The 18,673-nt window shown below is 63.0% G+C and carries 18 protein-coding genes and 1 rRNA gene; 6 read left to right on the forward strand and 13 right to left on the reverse strand.

What is annotated here, in order from left to right:
- The 5 genes from DMX10_RS05265 to ilvC all read right to left on the reverse strand — a co-directional run.
- Positions 1 to 77: ribosomal RNA gene (locus tag DMX10_RS05265) — 16S ribosomal RNA — on the reverse strand; the annotation flags it as partial.
- Positions 78 to 617: 540 nt separating this feature from the next.
- Positions 618 to 1,244 (reverse strand): protein-methionine-sulfoxide reductase heme-binding subunit MsrQ, encoded by a 627-nt coding sequence (msrQ, locus tag DMX10_RS05275; protein ID WP_111260109.1) that lies wholly within the window; start codon positions 1,242 to 1,244, stop codon positions 618 to 620.
- Positions 1,244 to 2,248, reverse strand: a complete 1,005-nt coding sequence (gene msrP / locus DMX10_RS05280) for a protein-methionine-sulfoxide reductase catalytic subunit MsrP (protein ID WP_111260110.1) — start codon at positions 2,246 to 2,248, stop codon at positions 1,244 to 1,246. Before msrP ends, msrQ begins: the two co-directional genes overlap by 1 nt.
- Positions 2,249 to 2,309: 61 nt before the next feature.
- On the reverse strand, positions 2,310 to 3,125 hold the full coding sequence (gene pssA, locus DMX10_RS05285; protein ID WP_111260111.1) for a CDP-diacylglycerol--serine O-phosphatidyltransferase: 816 nt from the start codon (positions 3,123 to 3,125) through the stop codon (positions 2,310 to 2,312).
- A 153-nt stretch (positions 3,126 to 3,278) separates the two neighbouring features.
- Positions 3,279 to 4,295, reverse strand: coding sequence for a ketol-acid reductoisomerase (gene ilvC, locus DMX10_RS05290; protein WP_016494721.1), 1,017 nt, complete (start codon positions 4,293 to 4,295; stop codon positions 3,279 to 3,281).
- A 125-nt stretch (positions 4,296 to 4,420) separates the two neighbouring features.
- Here ilvC and ilvY point away from each other — a divergent pair, with 125 nt between their 5' ends.
- A complete protein-coding gene (gene ilvY, locus DMX10_RS05295) occupies positions 4,421 to 5,302 on the forward strand; it encodes an HTH-type transcriptional activator IlvY (protein WP_111260112.1) in 882 nt (293 codons plus the stop codon).
- Between the two features lie 51 nt (positions 5,303 to 5,353).
- On the opposite strand, the gene ilvN is transcribed toward ilvY, so the two are convergent.
- Together ilvN and DMX10_RS05305 are read right to left on the reverse strand one after the other, a co-directional pair.
- Positions 5,354 to 5,845, reverse strand: a complete 492-nt coding sequence (ilvN, locus tag DMX10_RS05300; protein ID WP_021219285.1) for an acetolactate synthase small subunit — start codon at positions 5,843 to 5,845, stop codon at positions 5,354 to 5,356.
- A 2-nt stretch (positions 5,846 to 5,847) separates the two neighbouring features.
- Positions 5,848 to 7,572 (reverse strand): acetolactate synthase 3 large subunit, encoded by a 1,725-nt coding sequence (locus DMX10_RS05305; RefSeq protein WP_111260203.1) that lies wholly within the window; start codon positions 7,570 to 7,572, stop codon positions 5,848 to 5,850.
- A gap of 409 nt (positions 7,573 to 7,981) precedes the next feature.
- On the opposite strand from DMX10_RS05305, the gene DMX10_RS05310 reads away from it, so the two are divergent.
- Positions 7,982 to 8,473: a DUF4124 domain-containing protein gene (locus DMX10_RS05310; RefSeq protein WP_111260113.1), complete on the forward strand. Its 492-nt coding sequence runs from the start codon at positions 7,982 to 7,984 to the stop codon at positions 8,471 to 8,473.
- A gap of 39 nt (positions 8,474 to 8,512) precedes the next feature.
- On the opposite strand, the gene DMX10_RS05315 is transcribed toward DMX10_RS05310, so the two are convergent.
- Genes DMX10_RS05315 through mrcB form a run of 3 tightly spaced genes read right to left on the reverse strand, consistent with a single transcriptional unit; the run spans position 8,513 to position 11,896 of the window.
- Complete coding sequence (locus DMX10_RS05315; RefSeq protein WP_111260114.1) at positions 8,513 to 8,833, reverse strand: YqcC family protein; 321 nt, start codon at positions 8,831 to 8,833, stop codon at positions 8,513 to 8,515.
- Positions 8,833 to 9,561 carry a tetratricopeptide repeat protein gene (locus DMX10_RS05320; protein WP_111260115.1) on the reverse strand — a complete coding sequence of 243 codons (729 nt, stop codon included), beginning with the start codon at positions 9,559 to 9,561 and terminating at the stop codon, positions 8,833 to 8,835. Before DMX10_RS05320 ends, DMX10_RS05315 begins: the two co-directional genes overlap by 1 nt.
- Positions 9,562 to 9,577: 16 nt before the next feature.
- On the reverse strand, positions 9,578 to 11,896 hold the full coding sequence (gene mrcB, locus DMX10_RS05325) for a penicillin-binding protein 1B (protein WP_111260116.1): 2,319 nt from the start codon (positions 11,894 to 11,896) through the stop codon (positions 9,578 to 9,580).
- A 116-nt stretch (positions 11,897 to 12,012) separates the two neighbouring features.
- Between mrcB and DMX10_RS05330 the strand changes: the two genes are divergently transcribed.
- The 4 genes from DMX10_RS05330 (at position 12,013) to DMX10_RS05345 (ending at position 15,424) form a co-directional block, all read left to right on the forward strand.
- On the forward strand, positions 12,013 to 13,572 hold the full coding sequence (locus tag DMX10_RS05330; RefSeq protein ID WP_111260117.1) for a bifunctional aminoglycoside phosphotransferase/ATP-binding protein: 1,560 nt from the start codon (positions 12,013 to 12,015) through the stop codon (positions 13,570 to 13,572).
- 82 nt (positions 13,573 to 13,654) lie between these two features.
- Entirely contained in the window at positions 13,655 to 14,002 is a 348-nt protein-coding gene (locus DMX10_RS05335; RefSeq protein WP_111260118.1) for a pentapeptide repeat-containing protein, read from the forward strand.
- Between the two features lie 243 nt (positions 14,003 to 14,245).
- A complete protein-coding gene (locus DMX10_RS05340) occupies positions 14,246 to 14,518 on the forward strand; it encodes a TfoX/Sxy family protein (RefSeq protein WP_111260119.1) in 273 nt (90 codons plus the stop codon).
- Between the two features lie 105 nt (positions 14,519 to 14,623).
- Positions 14,624 to 15,424, forward strand: coding sequence for a cyclic nucleotide-binding domain-containing protein (locus tag DMX10_RS05345; RefSeq protein ID WP_021219294.1), 801 nt, complete (start codon positions 14,624 to 14,626; stop codon positions 15,422 to 15,424).
- Positions 15,425 to 15,701: 277 nt separating this feature from the next.
- On the opposite strand, the gene DMX10_RS05350 is transcribed toward DMX10_RS05345, so the two are convergent.
- The 3 genes from DMX10_RS05350 to DMX10_RS05360 form a co-directional block, all read right to left on the reverse strand.
- Positions 15,702 to 16,634, reverse strand: a complete 933-nt coding sequence (locus DMX10_RS05350) for a S1/P1 nuclease (protein WP_111260120.1) — start codon at positions 16,632 to 16,634, stop codon at positions 15,702 to 15,704.
- Between the two features lie 80 nt (positions 16,635 to 16,714).
- Positions 16,715 to 17,428, reverse strand: a complete 714-nt coding sequence (gene deoD, locus DMX10_RS05355) for a purine-nucleoside phosphorylase (RefSeq protein WP_111260121.1) — start codon at positions 17,426 to 17,428, stop codon at positions 16,715 to 16,717.
- A complete protein-coding gene (locus tag DMX10_RS05360) occupies positions 17,429 to 18,667 on the reverse strand; it encodes a phosphopentomutase (RefSeq protein ID WP_111260122.1) in 1,239 nt (412 codons plus the stop codon).
- Positions 18,668 to 18,673: the final 6 nt, after the last annotated feature.

The following is an 18,673-nucleotide window of genomic DNA, read 5'->3' on the forward strand; positions in this document are numbered from 1 at the left end:
CCACTCATCCGCTCGACTTGCATGTGTTAGGCCTGCCGCCAGCGTTCAATCTGAGCCATGATCAAACTCTTCAGTTCAATACTGCTTGGGTTTTGAGAAAACCCTAAACTTGGCTCAGCAATCGCAAATAAACTCTCGAATTCACGAGTGTTACTTGTGTTGCTGATAATCAGTCGACTACCAGTCTTACATCACAAGCACCCACACGAATTGCTTGATTCAAATTGTTAAAGAGCAATTTCGATCAAGCCTTTCGTCTCAACCGAGGCCGCGCATTCTACAGCAGCCTTTCTTTCTGTCAAGCTGTTTTTCGAAGAATTTTTTCTTTCTACTCAACGACTTGCGCCTCAGTGAATCTTTCGCTTCACATCAGCGGGAGGCGAATTCTACAGCGTTTCAACCCGCTGTCAACACCTCCTTTTCAGTTTCTTTCGGAGTCATCCGAACGAAACCGGCGACACCTGAAACCAACCTGGCGCCACCCTTCCACCGCATCGATCAAGCCTTGGCCTGACCACCCTCAAGTTACTCAACCCATTGATTTACAAGAGGTTTTTCTTGGATTCCGCTGTGGAAGTGGTGCGCATTATAGGGATACGAAACGGCACGTCAACACTTTATTGAAATCTTTTCGTCATCTTTTCTGCAGGGCCTGGAAACAGGCGCGGAAGCCTCTTCGAAACCATCGGCACTCGAAGCGCCAGGAGAATGCCCCCAGTGACTGCATAGCCCGCCCATTCCGCCATGTCCGCACGTACCACCCAAAGCATATGCAGCAGGGCCAATCCAAGGATCGGATAGATGAGCCGATGCAGTTGCTTCCAGCGCTTGCCAAGTCGACGAATGCTGAAGCGGTTCGACGTCACAGCCAGCGCAAGCAACATCGTGAAAGTCAGTGCACCAACAATAATGTAGGGGCGCTTGCTCAGATCCTTCGCCAACTGGCCCAGGTCCAGCCCAAGCAGAAACACCGCATAGGCACCGATATGGAAAACTGCATAGGTAAAACACCAAAGCCCCAACTGCCGGCGCACCGAAATCCAACCGCCCCACCCCGTAAATTTCTGCAACGGGGTCATACCCAACGTGATGAGTAGCAGCCAAAGCGCTCCCAGCCCAAGTCGATCGACCAGAGCCTTACCCGGATCAGGCCCCAGATCGAAGATCCAGGCTTGGTAAAGCCATAAGGAAGGCGGAACCATCGCCGACAGGAACACCACGACACGCCACAACCGATAACGCATCAGTAGAACTTCCGTAGGTCGAGACCGCTATACAGAGGTGCAACCTCGTCATAGCCATTGAACAGGCGCGTGGGGATCACATTGGGGCTGAACAACCCGCTAGGCAGTCGCCGCTCATGCGCCTGGCTCCAGCGGGGATGGTCCACTTCCGGATTCACGTTGGAATAGAAGCCGTATTCGTTAGGGGCGATGGTCTCCCAGGTCGTTTTGGGCTGATCGGCCACGAGACTGATGCGCACAATGGACTTGATGCTCTTGAACCCATACTTCCAGGGCACCACAAGACGCAAGGGCGCACCGTTCTGGTTGGGCAACACCCGCCCATACATGCCCACGGCTATCAGGGTCAGGGGATGCATCGCTTCATCCATGCGCAGCCCTTCCATATAAGGCCAATCGATCAGCGAGAACCCGGAGCGCACGCCAGCCATTTCTTCTGGAGCCAAGCGTGTTTCAAAACGCACGAACTTCGCATTGCCGGTCGGCTCCACGGACCGCAGCAGTTCGGCCAGAGGAAAGCCCAGCCAGGGGATGACCATCGACCACCCCTCCACACAACGCAGCCGGTATATACGCTCCTCCAACTGATGGGGCTTAACTAGATCTTCTATCGAGTAGGTGCCAGGCTTGCCGACCTCGCCATCGATCTTCACCTGCCAGGGTTCGACCTTGAGATTGTCGGCATAGCGGGCCGGGTCACCCTTGTTGGTGCCGAACTCATAGAAGTTGTTGTAGTGGGTCGCATCCTTGAACGGCGTCACCGCCTCGCCCCCGGCAGTCATGGCTTGCCAGCGCGCATCCTGCAACTTGCCCGAGAACCAGGCAGGTGCAGCCGCAGGTTCCACATCGGCATAGGCTGATGGGTCGGCGGCATTGATGGGCAGGGATGACAGCAAAGCAGCAGCGCCAGCTCCTGTCATGAAGGTACGACGCGACAGGTAGATGGCTTCAGGGGTGACTTCGTCTTCGCGGGAAGAGGACGCTGCGGGAGTTCGGATCAGCATGACGGCTCCACAGTTAGGACATAGGTTGCCCAGTAGACTGCGGAGCCGTGCGGAAATTACATCACTCGACGCGTTGGCGGCGACGCAGTTGCAGCAAGTATTGCACCGGTCCGGACGCTGCGTAGGCGAGGAAGATCAGCAGCAGGATACGCGGCGGATCACTGAAGACCACGGCGAACGCCAGCACAACGACCAGGATAGCGACGAAGGGTACGCGCCCTTTCAGGTCCAGGTCCTTGAAGCTGTAGTACTTGACGTTGCTGACCATCAACATCCCCGCAGCGGCTACCAGCAGCGCAACGATGAAGGACATGTTCGAGCCCTTGATGCCGAAGTCGCTGAACGCCCAGACGGTCCCCGCAACCACACCAGCGGCCGCCGGACTGGCCAGACCGATGAAATAGCGCTTGTCGGCCTTGCCGATCTGGGTGTTGAAACGCGCAAGGCGCAGCGCAGCCCCGGCCACATAGATGAATGCCACGGTCAGGCCTACGCTGTTGAGCCCGCTCAAGGCCCACTCGAACGCCAGCAGAGCCGGGGCAACGCCGAAGGCGACCATGTCGGAAAGCGAATCGTATTCGGCACCGAAGGCGCTCTGGGTATTGGTCAGACGCGCGACACGGCCATCGAGGCTATCGAGCACCATGGCGACGAAAATGGTGGCTGCAGCGACCGAAAAATTGCCGTTCATTGCGTTGATGATCGCGTAGAAACCAGCGAACAGGTTCGCGGTGGTGAACAGATTGGGCAGCAGGTAGATGCCGCGATGACGGACCTTTCGCCCTTCATCATCGTGCCCTTCTTCGACATGCTCGTCGATCGGCAGCAGGCTTTCGGCGTCAGAAGCCTCGTTAGGCTCTTCGGGACGGTCACTCATGAACAACATCCTTGCGGGGTATGCGAATGAATTTGACCGGGATGCAACTGGCAGGTTCGCGTCACGTCCCCGGTGATCAGGCTTTATACCAGAAGCGGGAGCGCCATGAAAAAACGCGGCCGTAGCCGCGTTTCTTCTTGAGCGTCGAAGACCTTAGTTCTTGGTCTTGTCGACGATCTTGTTCGCAGAGATCCACGGCATCATCGCACGCAGACGCTCGCCAACCTGCTCGATCGGGTGAGCAGCGTTGTTGCGACGGTAGGCGGTCATCGACGCGTAGTTCGAGGCGCCTTCCTGAATGAACATCTTCGCGTACTCGCCGTCCTGGATGCGCTTCAGAGCATTGCGCATGGCCTGACGGGATTCGGCGTTGATGACTTCCGGGCCGGTCACGTATTCGCCGTACTCGGCGTTGTTGGAGATCGAGTAGTTCATGTTGGCGATACCGCCTTCGTACATGAGGTCAACGATCAGCTTCAGCTCGTGCAGGCACTCGAAGTAGGCCATTTCCGGCGCGTAGCCAGCTTCGACCAGGGTTTCGAAACCGGCCTTCACCAGCTCGACGCAACCGCCGCAGAGAACGGCTTGCTCACCGAACAGGTCGGTTTCGGTCTCGTCCTTGAAGGTGGTTTCGATGATGCCGGTGCGGCCGCCGCCTACGCCGCAGGCGTAGGACAGGGCGACGTTCTTGGCATTGCCGGAAGCATCTTGGTAGATGGCGACCAGGTCAGGGATACCACCGCCCTTGACGAACTCGGAGCGAACGGTGTGGCCCGGGGCCTTCGGCGCAATCATGATCACGTCGAGGTCGGCACGTGGAACGACCTGGTTGTAGTGAATGGCGAAGCCGTGGGCGAAGGCCAGGGTGGCGCCTTTCTTCAGGTTCGGCTCGACTTCTTCCTTGTACAGCTTGGACTGGAATTCGTCGGGGGTCAGAATCATGACCAGATCAGCGGCGGCAACGGCTTCCGGCACGCTCTTCACGGTCAGGCCATGGGCCTGGGCCTTGGCGACGGTGGCGGAGCCCGGACGCAGGCCGACGGTCACGTCGACACCGGAATCCTTCAGGTTGCAGGCATGAGCGTGACCCTGGGAGCCGTAGCCGATGATGGCTACTTTCTTGCCCTGGATGATCGAGAGGTCACAGTCTTTGTCGTAATAAACTTTCATGTTCCTGGCTCTTCTAAAACGAAAGGGATGGGGTGCGCGCACCGCGACATGGGCACATTAAGCGATCCTACCCATTGCGTAAAATGATATATTCGCAACGTCATGTGCCGATATTCGAAATACTCATGGACAGCCACGCACTCAGGCTCTTTCTCTCATTGGCAGACAACCTGCACTTCGGCAAGACCAGCCGCGAGCAGCACGTCAGCCCCTCAGCGTTGAGCCGAAGCATCAAGCAACTCGAAGACGAGGTCGGCGCGCCGCTGTTCGTTCGCGACAATCGCTCGGTCCAACTGACCCGCGAAGGGCAACAGTTCCGCGAATACGCCAGTGAGGTCCTCAGCGGCTGGCAAGCCATCCGCCAGCGCTTCATGCAGGATCAGGTCGACCTGCACGGCGAGCTCTCCCTCTATTGCTCGGTAACGGCAAGCTACAGCTTCCTCTATGACATCCTCAGCAGCTTCCGCCAGGACTACCCCCGCATCGAAATGAAGCTGCACACCGGCGACCCCGCAAAGGCGGTCGAGCGGGTGCAACAGGGGCTGGAGGACCTCGCCATCGGCGCCCGGCCCGACAACCTGCCAGCCGGCGTCGACTTCCAGTCGATCACCCGCTCGGAACTGCGCTTCATCGGCCCCCAATCCCCTCAATTGCTGACGGAGGAGCAACTTAAGCAGCCCACGGCGCAAAGCTGGAGGGACGTGCCGATGATTCTTTCGGAAGAAGGCCTGGCCCGTACCCGCACCGAGCGCTGGCTGAAAAGCCACAGCATCAAGCCACGGATCTATGCGCAGGTGGCCGGCAACGAGGCCATCGTCAGCATGGTAAGCCTGGGGTTCGGCATCGGCGTGGTTCCGCAGATCGTGCTCGACAACAGCCCCCTGACAGCGCGCATCCGCATCTACGATATCCAACCGCCACTGACCGCCTACGACATCGGCCTGTTCGCCCTGGAAAAGCGCCTGAAGGATCCACTGATCGCAGCCTTCTGGAATCGCCGCCAGTAACCGAGGCAATAAAAAACCCCGCACCAGGCGGGGTTTCTCATAAGGCAGCAATCAGATGCTCAGCACCTTGTCGCCCCGGGCGATGCCGGTAACGCCACTGCGTACGGTCTCGAGGATCGACGCGGTACCAATCGCCTGGATGAAGCTGTCCAGCTTGTCGGAGGTACCGGCCAGCTGGATGGTGTAAACGCTACTGGTCACATCGACGATCTGCCCACGGAATATATCGGTGGTGCGCTTGACCTCGGCACGCTGGGCGCCAGTGGCCTTCACCTTCACCAACATCAGCTCGCGCTCGATGTGCGCGCTCTCCGACAGGTCGACCAGCTTCACAACCTCGATCAGCTTGTTGAGGTTCTTGGTGATCTGCTCGATCACGTCGTCCTGGCCCACGGTCGTCAAAGTCAGACGCGACAGGGTCGGGTCTTCGGTCGGCGCGACGGTCAGGCTTTCGATGTTGTAGTTGCGCTGGGAGAACAGGCCCACGACACGGGACAGCGCACCGGGTTCGTTCTCCAGCAACAGGGAAATGATGTGTCGCATGGTCAGGTCCGCTCCGTCTTGCTCAGCCACATATCGCGCATGGCGCCATCCCGGATCTGCATCGGATAGACGTGCTCGCTCGGATCCACCTGGATATCGAGGAACACCAGGCGGTTCTTCAGGGCGAACGCCTCTTCCATCTTCGGCTTCAGATCCTTGAGGTCGGTGATGCGCATGCCCACGTGACCATAGGCTTCTACCAGCTTGACGAAGTCAGGCAGCGATTCCATGTAGGAATGGGAATAGCGGCTGTTGTACTGCATGTCCTGCCACTGGCGGACCATGCCCAGCGCACCGTTGTTGAGGTTGACGATCTTCACCGGCAGGTCGTACTGCAAACAGGTCGACAGCTCCTGGATGTTCATCTGGATGCTGCCCTCACCGGTCACGCAGGCCACGTCGGCATCCGGGAAGTTCAGCTTCACACCCATCGCAGCAGGGAAGCCGAAGCCCATGGTGCCGAGGCCACCGGAGTTGATCCAGCGGTTGGGCTTGTTGAAACGGTAGTACTGCGCGGCGAACATCTGGTGCTGGCCCACGTCGGACGCGACGTAAGCATCGCCCTTGGTGACTTCGCACAGCGTCTCGATGACGGTCTGCGGCTTGATGATGCTGCCGTCGCCCATTTCATAGGGGAACAGGCCACGATCACCGCGCCATTCCTCGATCTGCTTCCACCAGCTGGCGACGGTCTCCTTGTTCGGGGTCTCGCCGATTTCCTTGAGGGTGGCGACCATCTCGGTGAGAACGCTGTCCACCGGGCCCACGATCGGGATGTCGGCCTTGATGGTCTTGGAGATCGACGCCGGGTCGATATCGATGTGGATGATCTTGGCGTTCGGGCAGAACTTGCTCGCGCCGTTGATCACGCGGTCGTCGAAACGCGCACCGACAGCCAGGATCACGTCAGCATGGTGCATTGCCAGGTTGGCCGTGTAGCTGCCGTGCATGCCGAGCATGCCGACGAACTGGCGATCCATCCCCGGATAGGCACCGAGCCCCATCAGCGTGTTGGTTACCGGCACGTTGAGCATCTTGGCCAGTTCGGTCAGCGGCTCGGAAGCACCGCCCATGATCACGCCGCCACCGGCGTACAGGATCGGCCGCTTGGCAGCCAGGAGCATCTCGGCCGCCTTGCGGATCTGGCCGGAGTGACCGCGAACGGCGGGGCTGTAGGAACGCAGCTTGACCTTCTTCGGGTAGCTGTACTCGAACTTCTGGGTCGGATCGCCCATGTCCTTCGGGATGTCGACCACGACCGGGCCGGGACGGCCGGACTGGGCGAGATAGAAGGCCTTCTTGATCACTTCGGGGATTTCCGAAGGATGCTTGATGATGAAGCTGTGCTTCACGATCGGGCGGGAGATACCGACCATGTCGGTTTCCTGGAAGGCGTCGGTGCCCACCATGCCGCTCGGCACCTGGCCGGACAGGACGACCATGGGGATGGAGTCCATGTAGGCAGTGGCGATGCCGGTAATGGCGTTGGTCGCGCCGGGGCCGGAAGTCACCAACACCACGCCGGGCTTGCCGGTGGCGCGTGCATAGCCGTCGGCCATGTGGGTAGCAGCCTGCTCGTGGCGCACCAGGATATGGGTGACGTCACTTTCCTTGAACAGGGCATCGTAGATATGCAGGAGGGCACCACCCGGGTACCCGTAGATGTACTTAACGCCTTCGTCACGCAACGAGCGGACGACCATTTCAGCGCCAGATAAAAGCTCCACGTTGATCACCTCTATAACGCCAGTAAACCGCCCGCGACCGGACGGCCTGAATAGGTTTGCTTGCAAGTAGTCACGTGAACGACGGGTAGTCGGACTACGTCAGCTACTGACTGAGCAAGCATCGGGGCGGCCCCTGAGAGTTGTTGCGGGGCTTTCCCACCCAGCGCGAGGTAACGCGTTGCGGGTGTAACAGGTCGGCGCGGGTATGCACCTCATCGACTATGGCAGCTACCGACTTGCGGCCGGCCCACTGACACAGCGAACCGTGGATTCTTCGGATTGGAGAAGGACAAGTCAAGCAATCCGTGCGTGTTTCTTCGATCGCGGTGCTGTGACACGCAGCAGGATGACGATAGGCGGGTTTTGGTTATAGTAATTGCCAGGTCACGATCGATCACAAGGAAACAGCATGCGTCGCATCATTTTCACGGGCAGCCTGCTGCTCGCCCTGGGCAGTTCCGCCATGGCCAGCCAGGTCTACAAATGGGTGGACGCACAGGGCGTCACCCACTTCGGTGCCCAGCCGCCGCAGGGCCAGGACGCCACGTCGATCAGCACCGGCACTGCGCAACCCAAGGAAGTGAAACCCAGTTTCGAGAACCCCTACCCCGTCCAGCCGAAGGCCGAGGAAAAGGCCGAGCCTGCCAAGCCGGCCGCCCCGGCGAACGCCGGCAGCGACGAAAAACAGAAGGCCATCGACGAGAAGGTCAAGGCCGACGTCGCCAAACAGGAAGCCGAGCGCAAGAAGTACTGCGACACCACGCGAACCAACCTCGCGCAGCTGCAGAACAACCCGCGCCTGCGAGTGGAGGAAGGGGGCCAAATGCGTCGCCTCTCCGAGGAAGAGCGGCAGGCCAAGATTGCGGAAGCCAAGAAGGCGATAGACGAAAACTGTAACTAACCGAAGATTGCTGCGGCGCGCCCGACGCCGCAGCAGACCTCATCCGATCAGACGATCGAACTCACCCAGCGCATCCAGCAACGGACGCACCTCGACGGGGCGCTCGCGATAGGCCATCTCGGCCATGGGGCGAATGCCCGACGCTTGCGGCAGATCATGCCCCGACTCCAGGATGAGTTTCATCCGCGGCAGGAAGATCCACTGCAGCCACTGCTCGAAGGCCAGCGTATCGACGCAGAACGGTTCCTGGCTGGAAAGCGCCTCCTCGCTCGGGGGCACCTCCGCCCACCAACCGAGCACGCGCAACTCACGCTCGATCAGCAGCAATTGATCGGCCACATCGGAAAGGCGCGGATCCATCAGGAACTGACCTTGGCCCGCTGGCGTGCCTGGGCGGCACCTGAAGGATCGCCCTGGCGCTCACGGGACTTGGCGACCAGCTCCCACAGGCCAGCCTGCAATGCGGGGCGGCCATTCGAGAGGCTGAGACCACGGCGGGCAAGCTGCTCGGCCTGGGCGGCATCGCCCTGGGCCAGGCGTACCTCGGCAAGACGATAGAGCACCTGCGGCTCGCGCGGCGCGATGCGCTGGGCACGCTCCAGGCTGGAAGAGGCGCCGTTGAGATCGCCACCACTCTGCTGTTGCTGGGCGGTGGTCAGCAACGCCAGGACCGGGCCATCCAGTTGCTCGTCGGCCGCCAGGCTGCCGCCGCTGGGGATACCGCTCGGCGCGGAAGGCATGCTGTAGCTACCGGTGGAGAGAGGTGCGGAGCTCGAAGGCCCCGGAGTGATCGGGCCGGGCGTGATGGGGCCGGTGCTGATCGAGCCACTGATGGGCGCGCTGGGGGCGGGCATCGCCTGGGCGGAACTGCCACTGGCACCCGGCACCATCACCACCACGCCAGCATCCTGGGCGTCGTACTGCGGCTGCTGTGCGGCGACCGGGGGACGATATCCGCCGCCAGCGCCCTCTTCCTGTTCGGACATCGGGCCACCGGAATCGACCACCGGAATGGCGTTTCGCTGGGGAGTCGCACAGCCGGTCAGCATGACCGCAACGGTCAGGACAGGAATCCACCCTTTATTCACTTCAGATCCTCTTGGTTCATTGCATCCAGCCACGGACCCAGTCCATCACCGAGTCCACTGGCGCACCCATTCCACATGGCTGGCCCGGCGCCGGCTCGCTGCCGCGAATATACGGCATCTGCACCGCACCCGGGCAGCTGGAATCCGAGCCCTGGCCACTGTGCGGATCGATCCACGCCTGCACCACGTTATCCGGCATCGGCATGTCCAGGGGTAGCGGATCGGCCTTGCGCATGAAGCTCGTCCACACCTGCAACGCACCGGTGGCGCCGGTGAGCGGCGTCTTGCCGTTGTCGTCACGGCCGAGCCATACGACAGCCAGCAGATCCTGACTGAAGCCGGCGAACCAGCTGTCACGGGAATCGTTGGTGGTCCCGGTCTTCCCGGCCAGGTTCAGCGAGCTGGGAAGCTGGGTATACACCGAGCGCCCGGTCCCCTCGCGCATGACCCGCTGCATGGCGTTCTGCACCAGGTAGATGGCGCCCGGATCGAAGCGCTGCTGGATCTGGAAGGGATAGCGCTTGAGCGGCTCGCCTTCGGCAGTCAGCACACTGCGAATCCCGCGCAAGGGCGTATTGAATCCACCGCTGGCCAGAGTCTGGTACATGGTCGCCACTTCCATCGGGCTCAGCGCACCAGCGCCGAGCAGCATCGACGGGAAGGCCGGCCACTCGCGTGAAACACCCAGCCGTTCGAGGGTTTTGAGCACGTTCGGCACGCCCAGTTCCAGGCCCAGCTTGGCGGTCGACAGGTTGTAGGAGTTGGCGAGCCCCTGATACAGGTAGATGCTGCCGTGCGCCTGGCGGTCATAGTTCTGCGGCGTCCACACCTGGCCGTCCTGCCCCTTCACCGAGAAGGGCTCGTCCTGCACCCAGCTGGTCAGCGTGTACTGGCTGGGGCGCTCCAGGGCGGTGAGATACACCGCAGGCTTGACCAGCGAACCGATCGGGCGCACGGCGTCGATCGCGCGGTTGAAGCCGGCGAAGCGCGGCTGACGACTGCCCACCAGCGCCTGGACCTCGCCCGTTTCCGGGTTGCTCACCACCATCGCGGACTCGACCTCATCGACCCCCTTGCGGCCAGCCAGGCGCTTGAGCGTCTCGTCGAGCGCGGATTCGGCCTTCAGCTGCAGGATCGGGTCGAAGCTGGTGAAGATGCGCAGCCCCTCTTCGGTGAGGTCCTCGTCGCGGTAATCCTGGCGCAGCTGGCGCTTGACCAGGTCGAGGAAAGCAGGGAACGAGCTGTCCGCCAGGCTGCCGCGCTGGGTCACACCCAGCGGCTTGGCCTTGGCCTCGGCCGCCTCTTCCGGCGTGACGATGCCCTGCTCGGCGAGCAGGTCCAGCACCAGGTTGCGGCGCTCCAGTGCGCGCTCGGGATTACGACGCGGGTTGTACTGGGACGGTCCCTTGACCATACCCACCAGTAGCGCGACCTGATGCAGCTTCAGCTCGGACAGCGGCTGGCTGAAGAAGTACTGGCTGGCGAGCCCGAAGCCATGCACGGCGCGCTGCCCGTCCTGGCCGAGGAACACCTCGTTGAGGTAGGCCTCGAGGATCTCGCGCTTGTCGTAGTGCAGCTCCAGCAGCACCGCCATCATGGCTTCGGTGGCCTTGCGGCTGATGCTGCGTTCGTTGGTCAGGTAGAAGTTCTTCACCAACTGCTGGGTCAGGGTACTGCCCCCCTGGCGCAGCTGGCCGGCGGTGGCGTTGACCCAGATGGCACGGGCGATGGACTTGAGCGAGACACCCCAGTGATTGAAGAACTCGCGATCCTCCACCGCCACCAGGGTCTCCACCAGGTAGGCAGGGACCTGGTCCAGCTTGATCAGCACACGGTCCTCGTGGTGGGCGGGGTAGAGACCGCCGATCAGCAACGGCTCGAGGCGCGCCACGGCCAGGTTGCCACCGTTGGCCTGGGTCAGGCCGGCCACGTAGTCACCGGAGAAGCGCACCTTGATCCGCTGTGCAGGCTCGGGGCCTTCGTAGAACTGGAAGCCACGGGTGTTGAGCTCCACGGCGCTGCCCGCAACGGACGCCGACCCCGGGCCATTGGCGGCGCTTTCACGGCGGTAGCCCAGCGCATCGAGCTCCTTGAGGAAGTCATCCTTGGCCAGCTTCAGGCCCACGAACAATTCCAGCGGCCGTGCATAGACCTTGGCCGGAACCGTCCAGCGCTTGCCGGAGAATTTTTCCTGGACGATGGCATCCAGGTAGATGGCGAATCCCGCCAGCACCACCAGCCCCACGAGGCCGAGCTTCAAGCCCCAGCCAAATAGGGTACGGAGGCCGCTGGAGCGGGGCTTTTTACGGGAGCGGGGGGATCGGGAACGGGTCATGGCGGCGCATTATACGCACTTTGTCCACAGCCAGAAGGCGCCTCCTGACGGTTTGCAGAGTGGTGCACAGCGGCCATAATGCCCCGCTCTGCCAGCATCTCCAGCAAGGAAAGACCGTGAGCCAAGCACTGATTGCCGCCCTGCAAGACCCTGCCCTTTATCCGCATCCTGTGGAAGGCTTCACGGTCATCGAAACGCACATTTCGTGGGTCCTGCTCACCGGCCCCTATGCCTACAAGATCAAGAAGCCGGTGAACTTCGGCTTCCTCGACTTCACCAGCCTGGAGGCCCGCGAGCGCTTCTGCGGTGAAGAGGTTCGCCTCAACCAGCGCCTGACCCATGACCTCTACCTCGACGTCCTGCCCATCACCGGCAGCGAGGCGGCCCCGCAACTGGGTGGCGAAGGCCCCGCCATCGAGTTCGCCATCCGCATGGCGCAGTTCCCCCAGGCCAACCTGCTGAGCGAAGTCCAGGCGCGCGGCGAACTGACCCCGGCGCATATCGACGCCCTGGCGGTACAGATCGCCCAGTTCCACCTGCAGTCCCCCCAGGTCGCCGTCGAGCACCCGCTGGGCACCCCGGAAATGGTCATGGCACCGGTGCAGCAGAACTTCGACCAGATCCGCCCGATGCTCAGCAACAAGGCCGACCTGCAACAGCTCGACGCGCTGGAAGCCTGGGCCCGGAGCAGCTATGAACGCCTGCTGCCGCTGCTGGCCGAGCGCAAGAACAACGGTTCGATCCGCGAATGCCACGGTGACATCCACCTGGGTAACGCCACCCTCATCGACGGTGAAGTGGTGCTGTTCGACTGCATCGAATTCAACGAGCCCTTCCGCTTCACCGACGTCTACGCCGACATCGGCTTCCTGGCCATGGACCTCGAGGATCGCGGCCTCAAGTCGCTGTCCCGTCGCCTGATCAGCCGCTACCTGGAAGAGACCGGCGACTACAAAGGCCTGGAAGTACTGAATTTCTACAAGGCCTACCGCGCCCTGGTCCGCGCCAAGATCGCCCTGTTCAGCCTGGCGCACCAGAGTGACGCCGTGCAGCAGGCCGCCACCCTGCGCCAGTACCGCAACTACGCCAACCTGGCGGAAAGCTACAGCGCCATCCCCTCGCGCTTCCTCGCCATCACCCACGGCGTTTCCGCAGTCGGCAAGAGCCACGTCGCCCTGCGCCTGGTGGAGGCCCTCGGCGCCATCCGCCTGCGCTCCGATGTCGAGCGCAAGCGCCTGTTCGGCCAGCAGCAGGACGGACAGAACGACCTCTATAGCGGCATCTACAGCGCCGAGGCGACGGCACGCACCTACCAGCACCTGCATCAGTTGGCGGAAACCGTCCTGCACGCAGGCTTCCCGGTGGTGATCGACGCCGCCTACCTCAAGCAGGTCCAGCGCCAGGCCGCGCAGGACGTCGCCGAACAGGTCGGCACCCCGGTGGTCATCCTCGACTGCCAGGCCCCCGATACCGTCATCGCCGGCTGGCTGGAGCAGCGCAAACTGCAGGGTGGCGACCCCTCCGACGCCACGCTGGAGGTGGTGCATGCCCAGCAGGCGAGCCGCGAAGCCCTGACCGCCGAGGAGCAGACCCACAGCAAGCGCATCGACACCCACGATGCCAGCAGCCTCGACAGCCTGGTCGAACGCATTCGCCAGCACCTGCCCGGCCTCTGATCGGCCGCGTCATCCCCAACGCGGCGAGCAGTGCTCGCCGCGGCTTCTATACTCCCGGTGAATTCTCACCGGATGAGTAGCGATGACCGCACCCCACCAGCTCGACAATCCGCTCTACCGCCTGCTGCACAACGACGATGTGGCCGGCTTCAACGCACAGAAACCCAAGGAAGGCCCGGTCGACATGGCCTCGGGCGATTTCCGCGGCCTCGACCTGCGAGGCCTTGACGCCGCACGCATCGACTTCACCGGCGCCTACTTCCGGGGCTCCGACTTGCGAGGCCTGGACCTGCGCGAGGCCAGCCTCGAAGGCGCCAGCCTCGCCCACGCACAGATATCCGGCGCCTACTTCCCCACCGAACTGGCGGCCGATGAAATCCTCATGTCGGTGAACTTCGGCACCCGCCTGCGCTACAACACCCACAAATAGCGCCACGCACCCGCTGCGGGCCTTACCCGACCGAGGATCGGCCCCCGGCGGGTCGCACCCGCACGGATGCCGTCTACGCTGATACCCGGGCACAGACGCCGCAGGAAACGCAAGACCGGGGCAAGCCGCGATCGGCGCCGGGCAGGGATGCAGTCACCCGGCTACGCAGTATCAGATGGCCGCTACACTTGCTCGAATCGACCGGGACTGATCCTTCGCGCCCCACCATCGCAAGGAGGCTGGATGAACGACGAACTGCAACACCTGAAGAACCTCGGCAAGACCTCGGCACAGTGGCTGCATGCGGTGGGCATCCACAGCGCCTCCGACCTGCGCCGCCTCGGTGCGGTGGGTGCCTACCGGGCCGTCCGCGCCCGCGGGTTCCGCGCCTCCAAGGTGCTGCTCTACGCCATAGAAGGCGCCCTGCTGGACGTGCACTGGAACGACCTCTCACCCGGGCACAAGGCGGAACTGAACGGGCAGCTGGACGCATTGCCACCCAACAACAAGAGCTAGCTCACAACCTGGGCGAGATAGGATTTACTGCGATGGCGATGCGCCCTATTGTTTCAGGGACGTTCGTGCGTCCAAGCCGCCCAGCCAGTTCAAGGAATTACTGTCATGTACCTACTCGGGGAGCAACCTGCTTACGCCGACCAGCTGATCAACCGACTGCAAAGCATTCCCGGCCAGCTGCTCGATGGGCTCGAGCCCTCGGGCCCGCCGCTGCGCCTCGATGCGGTGGAGGACCTGGCCAAGGTGCTGCCCGGCAACCAGCTGTTCCTCATCGAGAACGGCCTGCTGCATGCGCTCGTCGACGAACGCCCGCTGTTCTACCTCCAGGAGGGCGACCTGGTCGGCCTGCGCCAGGGCATCGAGCTGCCCAGCTGCCGCTACCGCAGCGACGAGCCGCTCAGCCTGGTCCCCTACGCCCGTGGTGACGTGTTCAAGCACATCTACGGCAGCGAGAAGGGCCAGGAGCTGTTCATCCAGTACCTGATAGGCCACACCGCCCTGCTCTCCGACGCACTCGCCCGCCTCAAGCAACCCGAGATCCGCCCCGCCACCGGCTTCCAGCATTTTGCCGCCGGCGAGGAACTGATCCACCAGGGCGACGAAGCCGACCACGTGTTCATCATCATCGAAGGGCATGCCGAAGCCTTCGTCGACGGGCAGAAGGTCGGTGACGTGCAGAAGGACGAGATCTTCGGTGCCATGGCGGTATTCACCCGCGAGAAGCGCAGCGCCACCGTGGTCGCCAGCGAGCCCTGCACGGTGATGGTGATCCCCAAGGACCAGTTCCTCAGCCTGATGCAAAGCAACCCGCGCATCGCCCACAGCCTGATCGAGAGCATGGCCCGCCGCATCGACCTGCTGAACAAGGAAGTCACCCAGCAACGCCTGGCCAAGCCGGCGGAGTGACCTCAGGCGTCCCAACGGAAACCCCGGCCAAGTGCCGGGGTTTGTGCTTTACAGCCCACCTCGACGAGCGAGATGAAAATAATTCGCAGAAAGCGTTGACAGTGAAATGAGAATTGTTATTATTACCGCAACTGATCGCGAGATCAGCCGGTAAGCTGGGAGACCAAGCAGTCGGACTCTTCAGATTATCTCCTCATCAGGCTAATCACGGTTATTGACCCGGCACTTTTGCCGGGTCTTTTTTTGCCTGCGAGAATGTGCCGCCCAGCGCGCCCCGCTACTTCTTCGGCGCGCCTTCCGGCAGGTTGGCGTTTAGCAACAGCGCCAGGCGGATACCCGCTTCCTGCACCCGGCGCTCGGCCAGGGGCAGGAATTTCTTCAGGTAACGGCGATCCAGGGTGTCCTGGCTGCCACCTGCCTCGCCGTCCTCGTCGCCACCCTGGGTGCCGCGACGGGCCCATTCCTCGCTCTTCGACTGCTTGAACGCATCAGGCTTGAAGGCCTTCTTGCCGCCGGTCTTCGGGTACAGGTCGTCGTCACGGACGATGGCGCAGGACTCCCCCGACCAACTCGCGGGCGTACCCGCCTCGGGTTTCGGCAGGTCCTCGGACAGCTTCGCCGTATAGGCCGCCTGGTCCAGGCGCCGGCTGGCCAGCAGGTAGCTGTCCCAGACGCTGTGCAGGTTGTAGTCGCGGCCGCCGACCACCACCGGGAAGTCGTTGCCGCCCTTGTCCAGGCGGTAGCTGTTGTGCAGCGGCTGGTGGATATCACCCACGAAGTGCACCACGAACATCAGCGCCATGACCTTCTGGTTGTCGCTCGCCTTGGGGTCGGCCAGCAGCGCGGCGTTGCGCTCGATGGCCGCCACCACGCACTGGCCGTCCGGGCAATCGCGCGGAGCCTGGTAGGTGCAGTCGTCGGTCTTGTAGTTGATGTAGTGCTGCGCGCGGGTCTGCTCCCAGAGCGCCTGGAAGTCGGGCATGTTGCGCAGGTTGTCGGCCCAGCTGGCGACGGCGGAGAGGTGCTGCTGGCGCACCAGCGCCAGCAGGCGATCGGCCTCCGCCTTGGCCGCTGGCGTCAGTTGCGCTTCGGCGATATCCGCCACCACCGCGTGGCCCAGCTGACCCCAGGCACCCGCCTGCGCGCCCCAGAGCAGGCTGCCGATGAAGAGACCGGCGCCCAGCGCCCGACGAAATCCGTTGTGCTGCATGTTTCCTCCTAATGGCTGTGCCCAGGCATGAAGCGCCCCCGGGCGCGCCTGGACGTCGCACCCACGCGCAAGGAAATGGTTCAGTGATCGAGGGTCATGGCGTCCAGCGTCAGGCGCACCATGTCGTGGAAGTCGTCCTGGCGCTGCTCGGCCGTCAGCTTCTCGCCGCTGATCAGGTGGTCGCTCACCGTCAGCACCGCCAGGGCCTGGCGTCCCAGTTCCGCCGCCACGCCATAGAGGCCCGCAGCCTCCATTTCCACCGCCAGCACGCCCATGCCCGTCATGCGCGCGGCCCAGGCCGGGTCCGGCTCGTAGAACAGGTCGGCGGAGAACACATTGCCCACGTGCACCGCCTGCCCGCTTTCGTCGGCGCGGCGCACGGTGCGCTCCAGCAGCCGGTAGTCGGCCAGGGCGGCGAAGTCGAAGCCGCCGAAACGCTTGCGGTTGACCACCGAATCGGTGGACGCGCCCTGGGCGATCACCAGGTCGCCGACCTTCACGCCGTCCTGCAACGAGCCGCAGCTGCCGACACGGACGATGCGCTGCACGCCGTACTGGCTGAACAGCTCATGGGCGTATATCGACAGCGAGGGAATGCCCATTCCCGAGCCCATCACCGAGATGCGCTTGCCCTGGTAGAAGCCGGTGAAGCCCAGCATGTTGCGCACCGCATTCACCTGGCGGACGTCCGTCAGGTAGGTATCGGCGATCATCTTTGCCCGCAGCGGGTCGCCCGGCATCAGCACGGTTTCGGCGAAGTCGCCCGCCAGGGCGGTGATATGGGGAGTGGCCATCTACAGGTTTCCGGATTCAGGTTTGAGGAAGGACTCGCCATGCGTGCAGGCCGGCAGGTCGAAGAAGGTGGCCAGGCTCTGGCCGATGTCGGCGAAGCTGCCGCGCTCGCCCAGGCTGCCGGGCGTGATGCCGGCACCGAAGGCCAGTACCGGGATGTGCTCGCGGGTGTGGTCGCTGCCCGGCCAGCTCGGGTCGCAGCCGTGGTCGGCAGCCAGCACCAGCACATCGCCCTCCCCCATCGCCGCCAGCAGTTCAGGCAGGCGACGGTCGAAAGCCTCCAGCGCCAGCGCGTAACCGGCGATGTCGCGGCGGTGGCCGAAGAGCATGTCGAAATCGACGAAGTTGGCGAACACCAGGGTGCGTTCCGGCGCTTGCGCCAAGGCCTGCAACGTGGCCTCGAACAGCGCCTCGTTACCGTCGCCCTTGTACAGCCGGCTGATGCCCCGGTGGGCGAAGATGTCGCCGATCTTGCCCACCGCGAACACCTGCCCGCCCGCCTCCACCAGCCGGTCCAGCAGGGTGGGCGCGGGGGGCGGCACGGCGTAGTCACGGCGGTTGCCGGTGCGACGGAAATCGGCAGCGGAGGTGCCGACGAAGGGCCGCGCGATCACCCGGCCGATGTTCCAGTCATCGCACAGCCCACGGGCGATCTCGCACAGCTGGTAGAGCCGCTCCAGGCCGAACGCCTCCTCGTGGGCGGCGATCTGGAACACGCTGTCCGCCGAGGTGTAGCAGATGGGCTTGCCGCTCTGCAGGTGCTCCTCGCCGAGCGCCTCGAGGATGGTGGTGCCCGAGGCGTGGCAGTTGCCGAGGATGCCCGGCAGGCCGGCGCGCTCGATCAGCGCATCCAGCAGCTCGGGCGGGAAGCTGTTCTCTTTCTCGGCGAAGTAGCCCCAGTCGAACAGCACCGGCACCCCGGCCATCTCCCAGTGGCCGGACGGCGTGTCCTTGCCGCTGGACAGCTCGCGGGCATGGCCGTGGGCACCGATGACGGGCGCCTCGGGATCGAAGCCCGGCGCATAGGCGCCAGCACTGGCTGCCGCTGCATGGCCCAGCCCCATGCGCTCCAGGTTGGGCAAATGCAACGGGCCGCTACGCAGGGGACCATCCGCTTCGCCACGGGCACAGGCTTCGGCGATGTGCAGCAGCGTGTTGGCACCCTGGTCGCCGAAGCGCACGGCATCGGCCGTAGCACCGATGCCGAAGGAGTCGAGGACCAGCAACAAGGCTCTGCCCATGGTCCG

The sequence above is a fragment of the Pseudomonas sp. 57B-090624 genome, from assembly GCF_003234055.1.
In the GTDB taxonomy this organism is placed as follows: domain Bacteria; phylum Pseudomonadota; class Gammaproteobacteria; order Pseudomonadales; family Pseudomonadaceae; genus Metapseudomonas; species Metapseudomonas tohonis.

Excerpts from the sequence above, each read along its gene's own strand:
- msrQ (WP_111260109.1), bottom strand. The coding sequence starts at position 1,244 with ATGCGTTATCGGTTGTGGCGTGTCGTGGTGTTCCTGTCGGCGATGGTT.
- msrP (WP_111260110.1), bottom strand. The coding sequence starts at position 2,248 with ATGCTGATCCGAACTCCCGCAGCGTCCTCTTCCCGCGAAGACGAAGTC.
- pssA (WP_111260111.1), bottom strand. The coding sequence starts at position 3,125 with ATGAGTGACCGTCCCGAAGAGCCTAACGAGGCTTCTGACGCCGAAAGC.
- ilvC (WP_016494721.1), bottom strand. The coding sequence starts at position 4,295 with ATGAAAGTTTATTACGACAAAGACTGTGACCTCTCGATCATCCAGGGC.
- ilvY (WP_111260112.1), top strand. The coding sequence starts at position 4,421 with ATGGACAGCCACGCACTCAGGCTCTTTCTCTCATTGGCAGACAACCTG.
- ilvN (WP_021219285.1), bottom strand. The coding sequence starts at position 5,845 with ATGCGACACATCATTTCCCTGTTGCTGGAGAACGAACCCGGTGCGCTG.
- DMX10_RS05310 (WP_111260113.1), top strand. The coding sequence starts at position 7,982 with ATGCGTCGCATCATTTTCACGGGCAGCCTGCTGCTCGCCCTGGGCAGT.
- DMX10_RS05315 (WP_111260114.1), bottom strand. The coding sequence starts at position 8,833 with ATGGATCCGCGCCTTTCCGATGTGGCCGATCAATTGCTGCTGATCGAG.
- mrcB (WP_111260116.1), bottom strand. The coding sequence starts at position 11,896 with ATGACCCGTTCCCGATCCCCCCGCTCCCGTAAAAAGCCCCGCTCCAGC.
- DMX10_RS05335 (WP_111260118.1), top strand. The coding sequence starts at position 13,655 with ATGACCGCACCCCACCAGCTCGACAATCCGCTCTACCGCCTGCTGCAC.
- DMX10_RS05340 (WP_111260119.1), top strand. The coding sequence starts at position 14,246 with ATGAACGACGAACTGCAACACCTGAAGAACCTCGGCAAGACCTCGGCA.
- DMX10_RS05345 (WP_021219294.1), top strand. The coding sequence starts at position 14,624 with ATGTACCTACTCGGGGAGCAACCTGCTTACGCCGACCAGCTGATCAAC.
- DMX10_RS05350 (WP_111260120.1), bottom strand. The coding sequence starts at position 16,634 with ATGCAGCACAACGGATTTCGTCGGGCGCTGGGCGCCGGTCTCTTCATC.
- deoD (WP_111260121.1), bottom strand. The coding sequence starts at position 17,428 with ATGGCCACTCCCCATATCACCGCCCTGGCGGGCGACTTCGCCGAAACC.
- DMX10_RS05360 (WP_111260122.1), bottom strand. The coding sequence starts at position 18,667 with ATGGGCAGAGCCTTGTTGCTGGTCCTCGACTCCTTCGGCATCGGTGCT.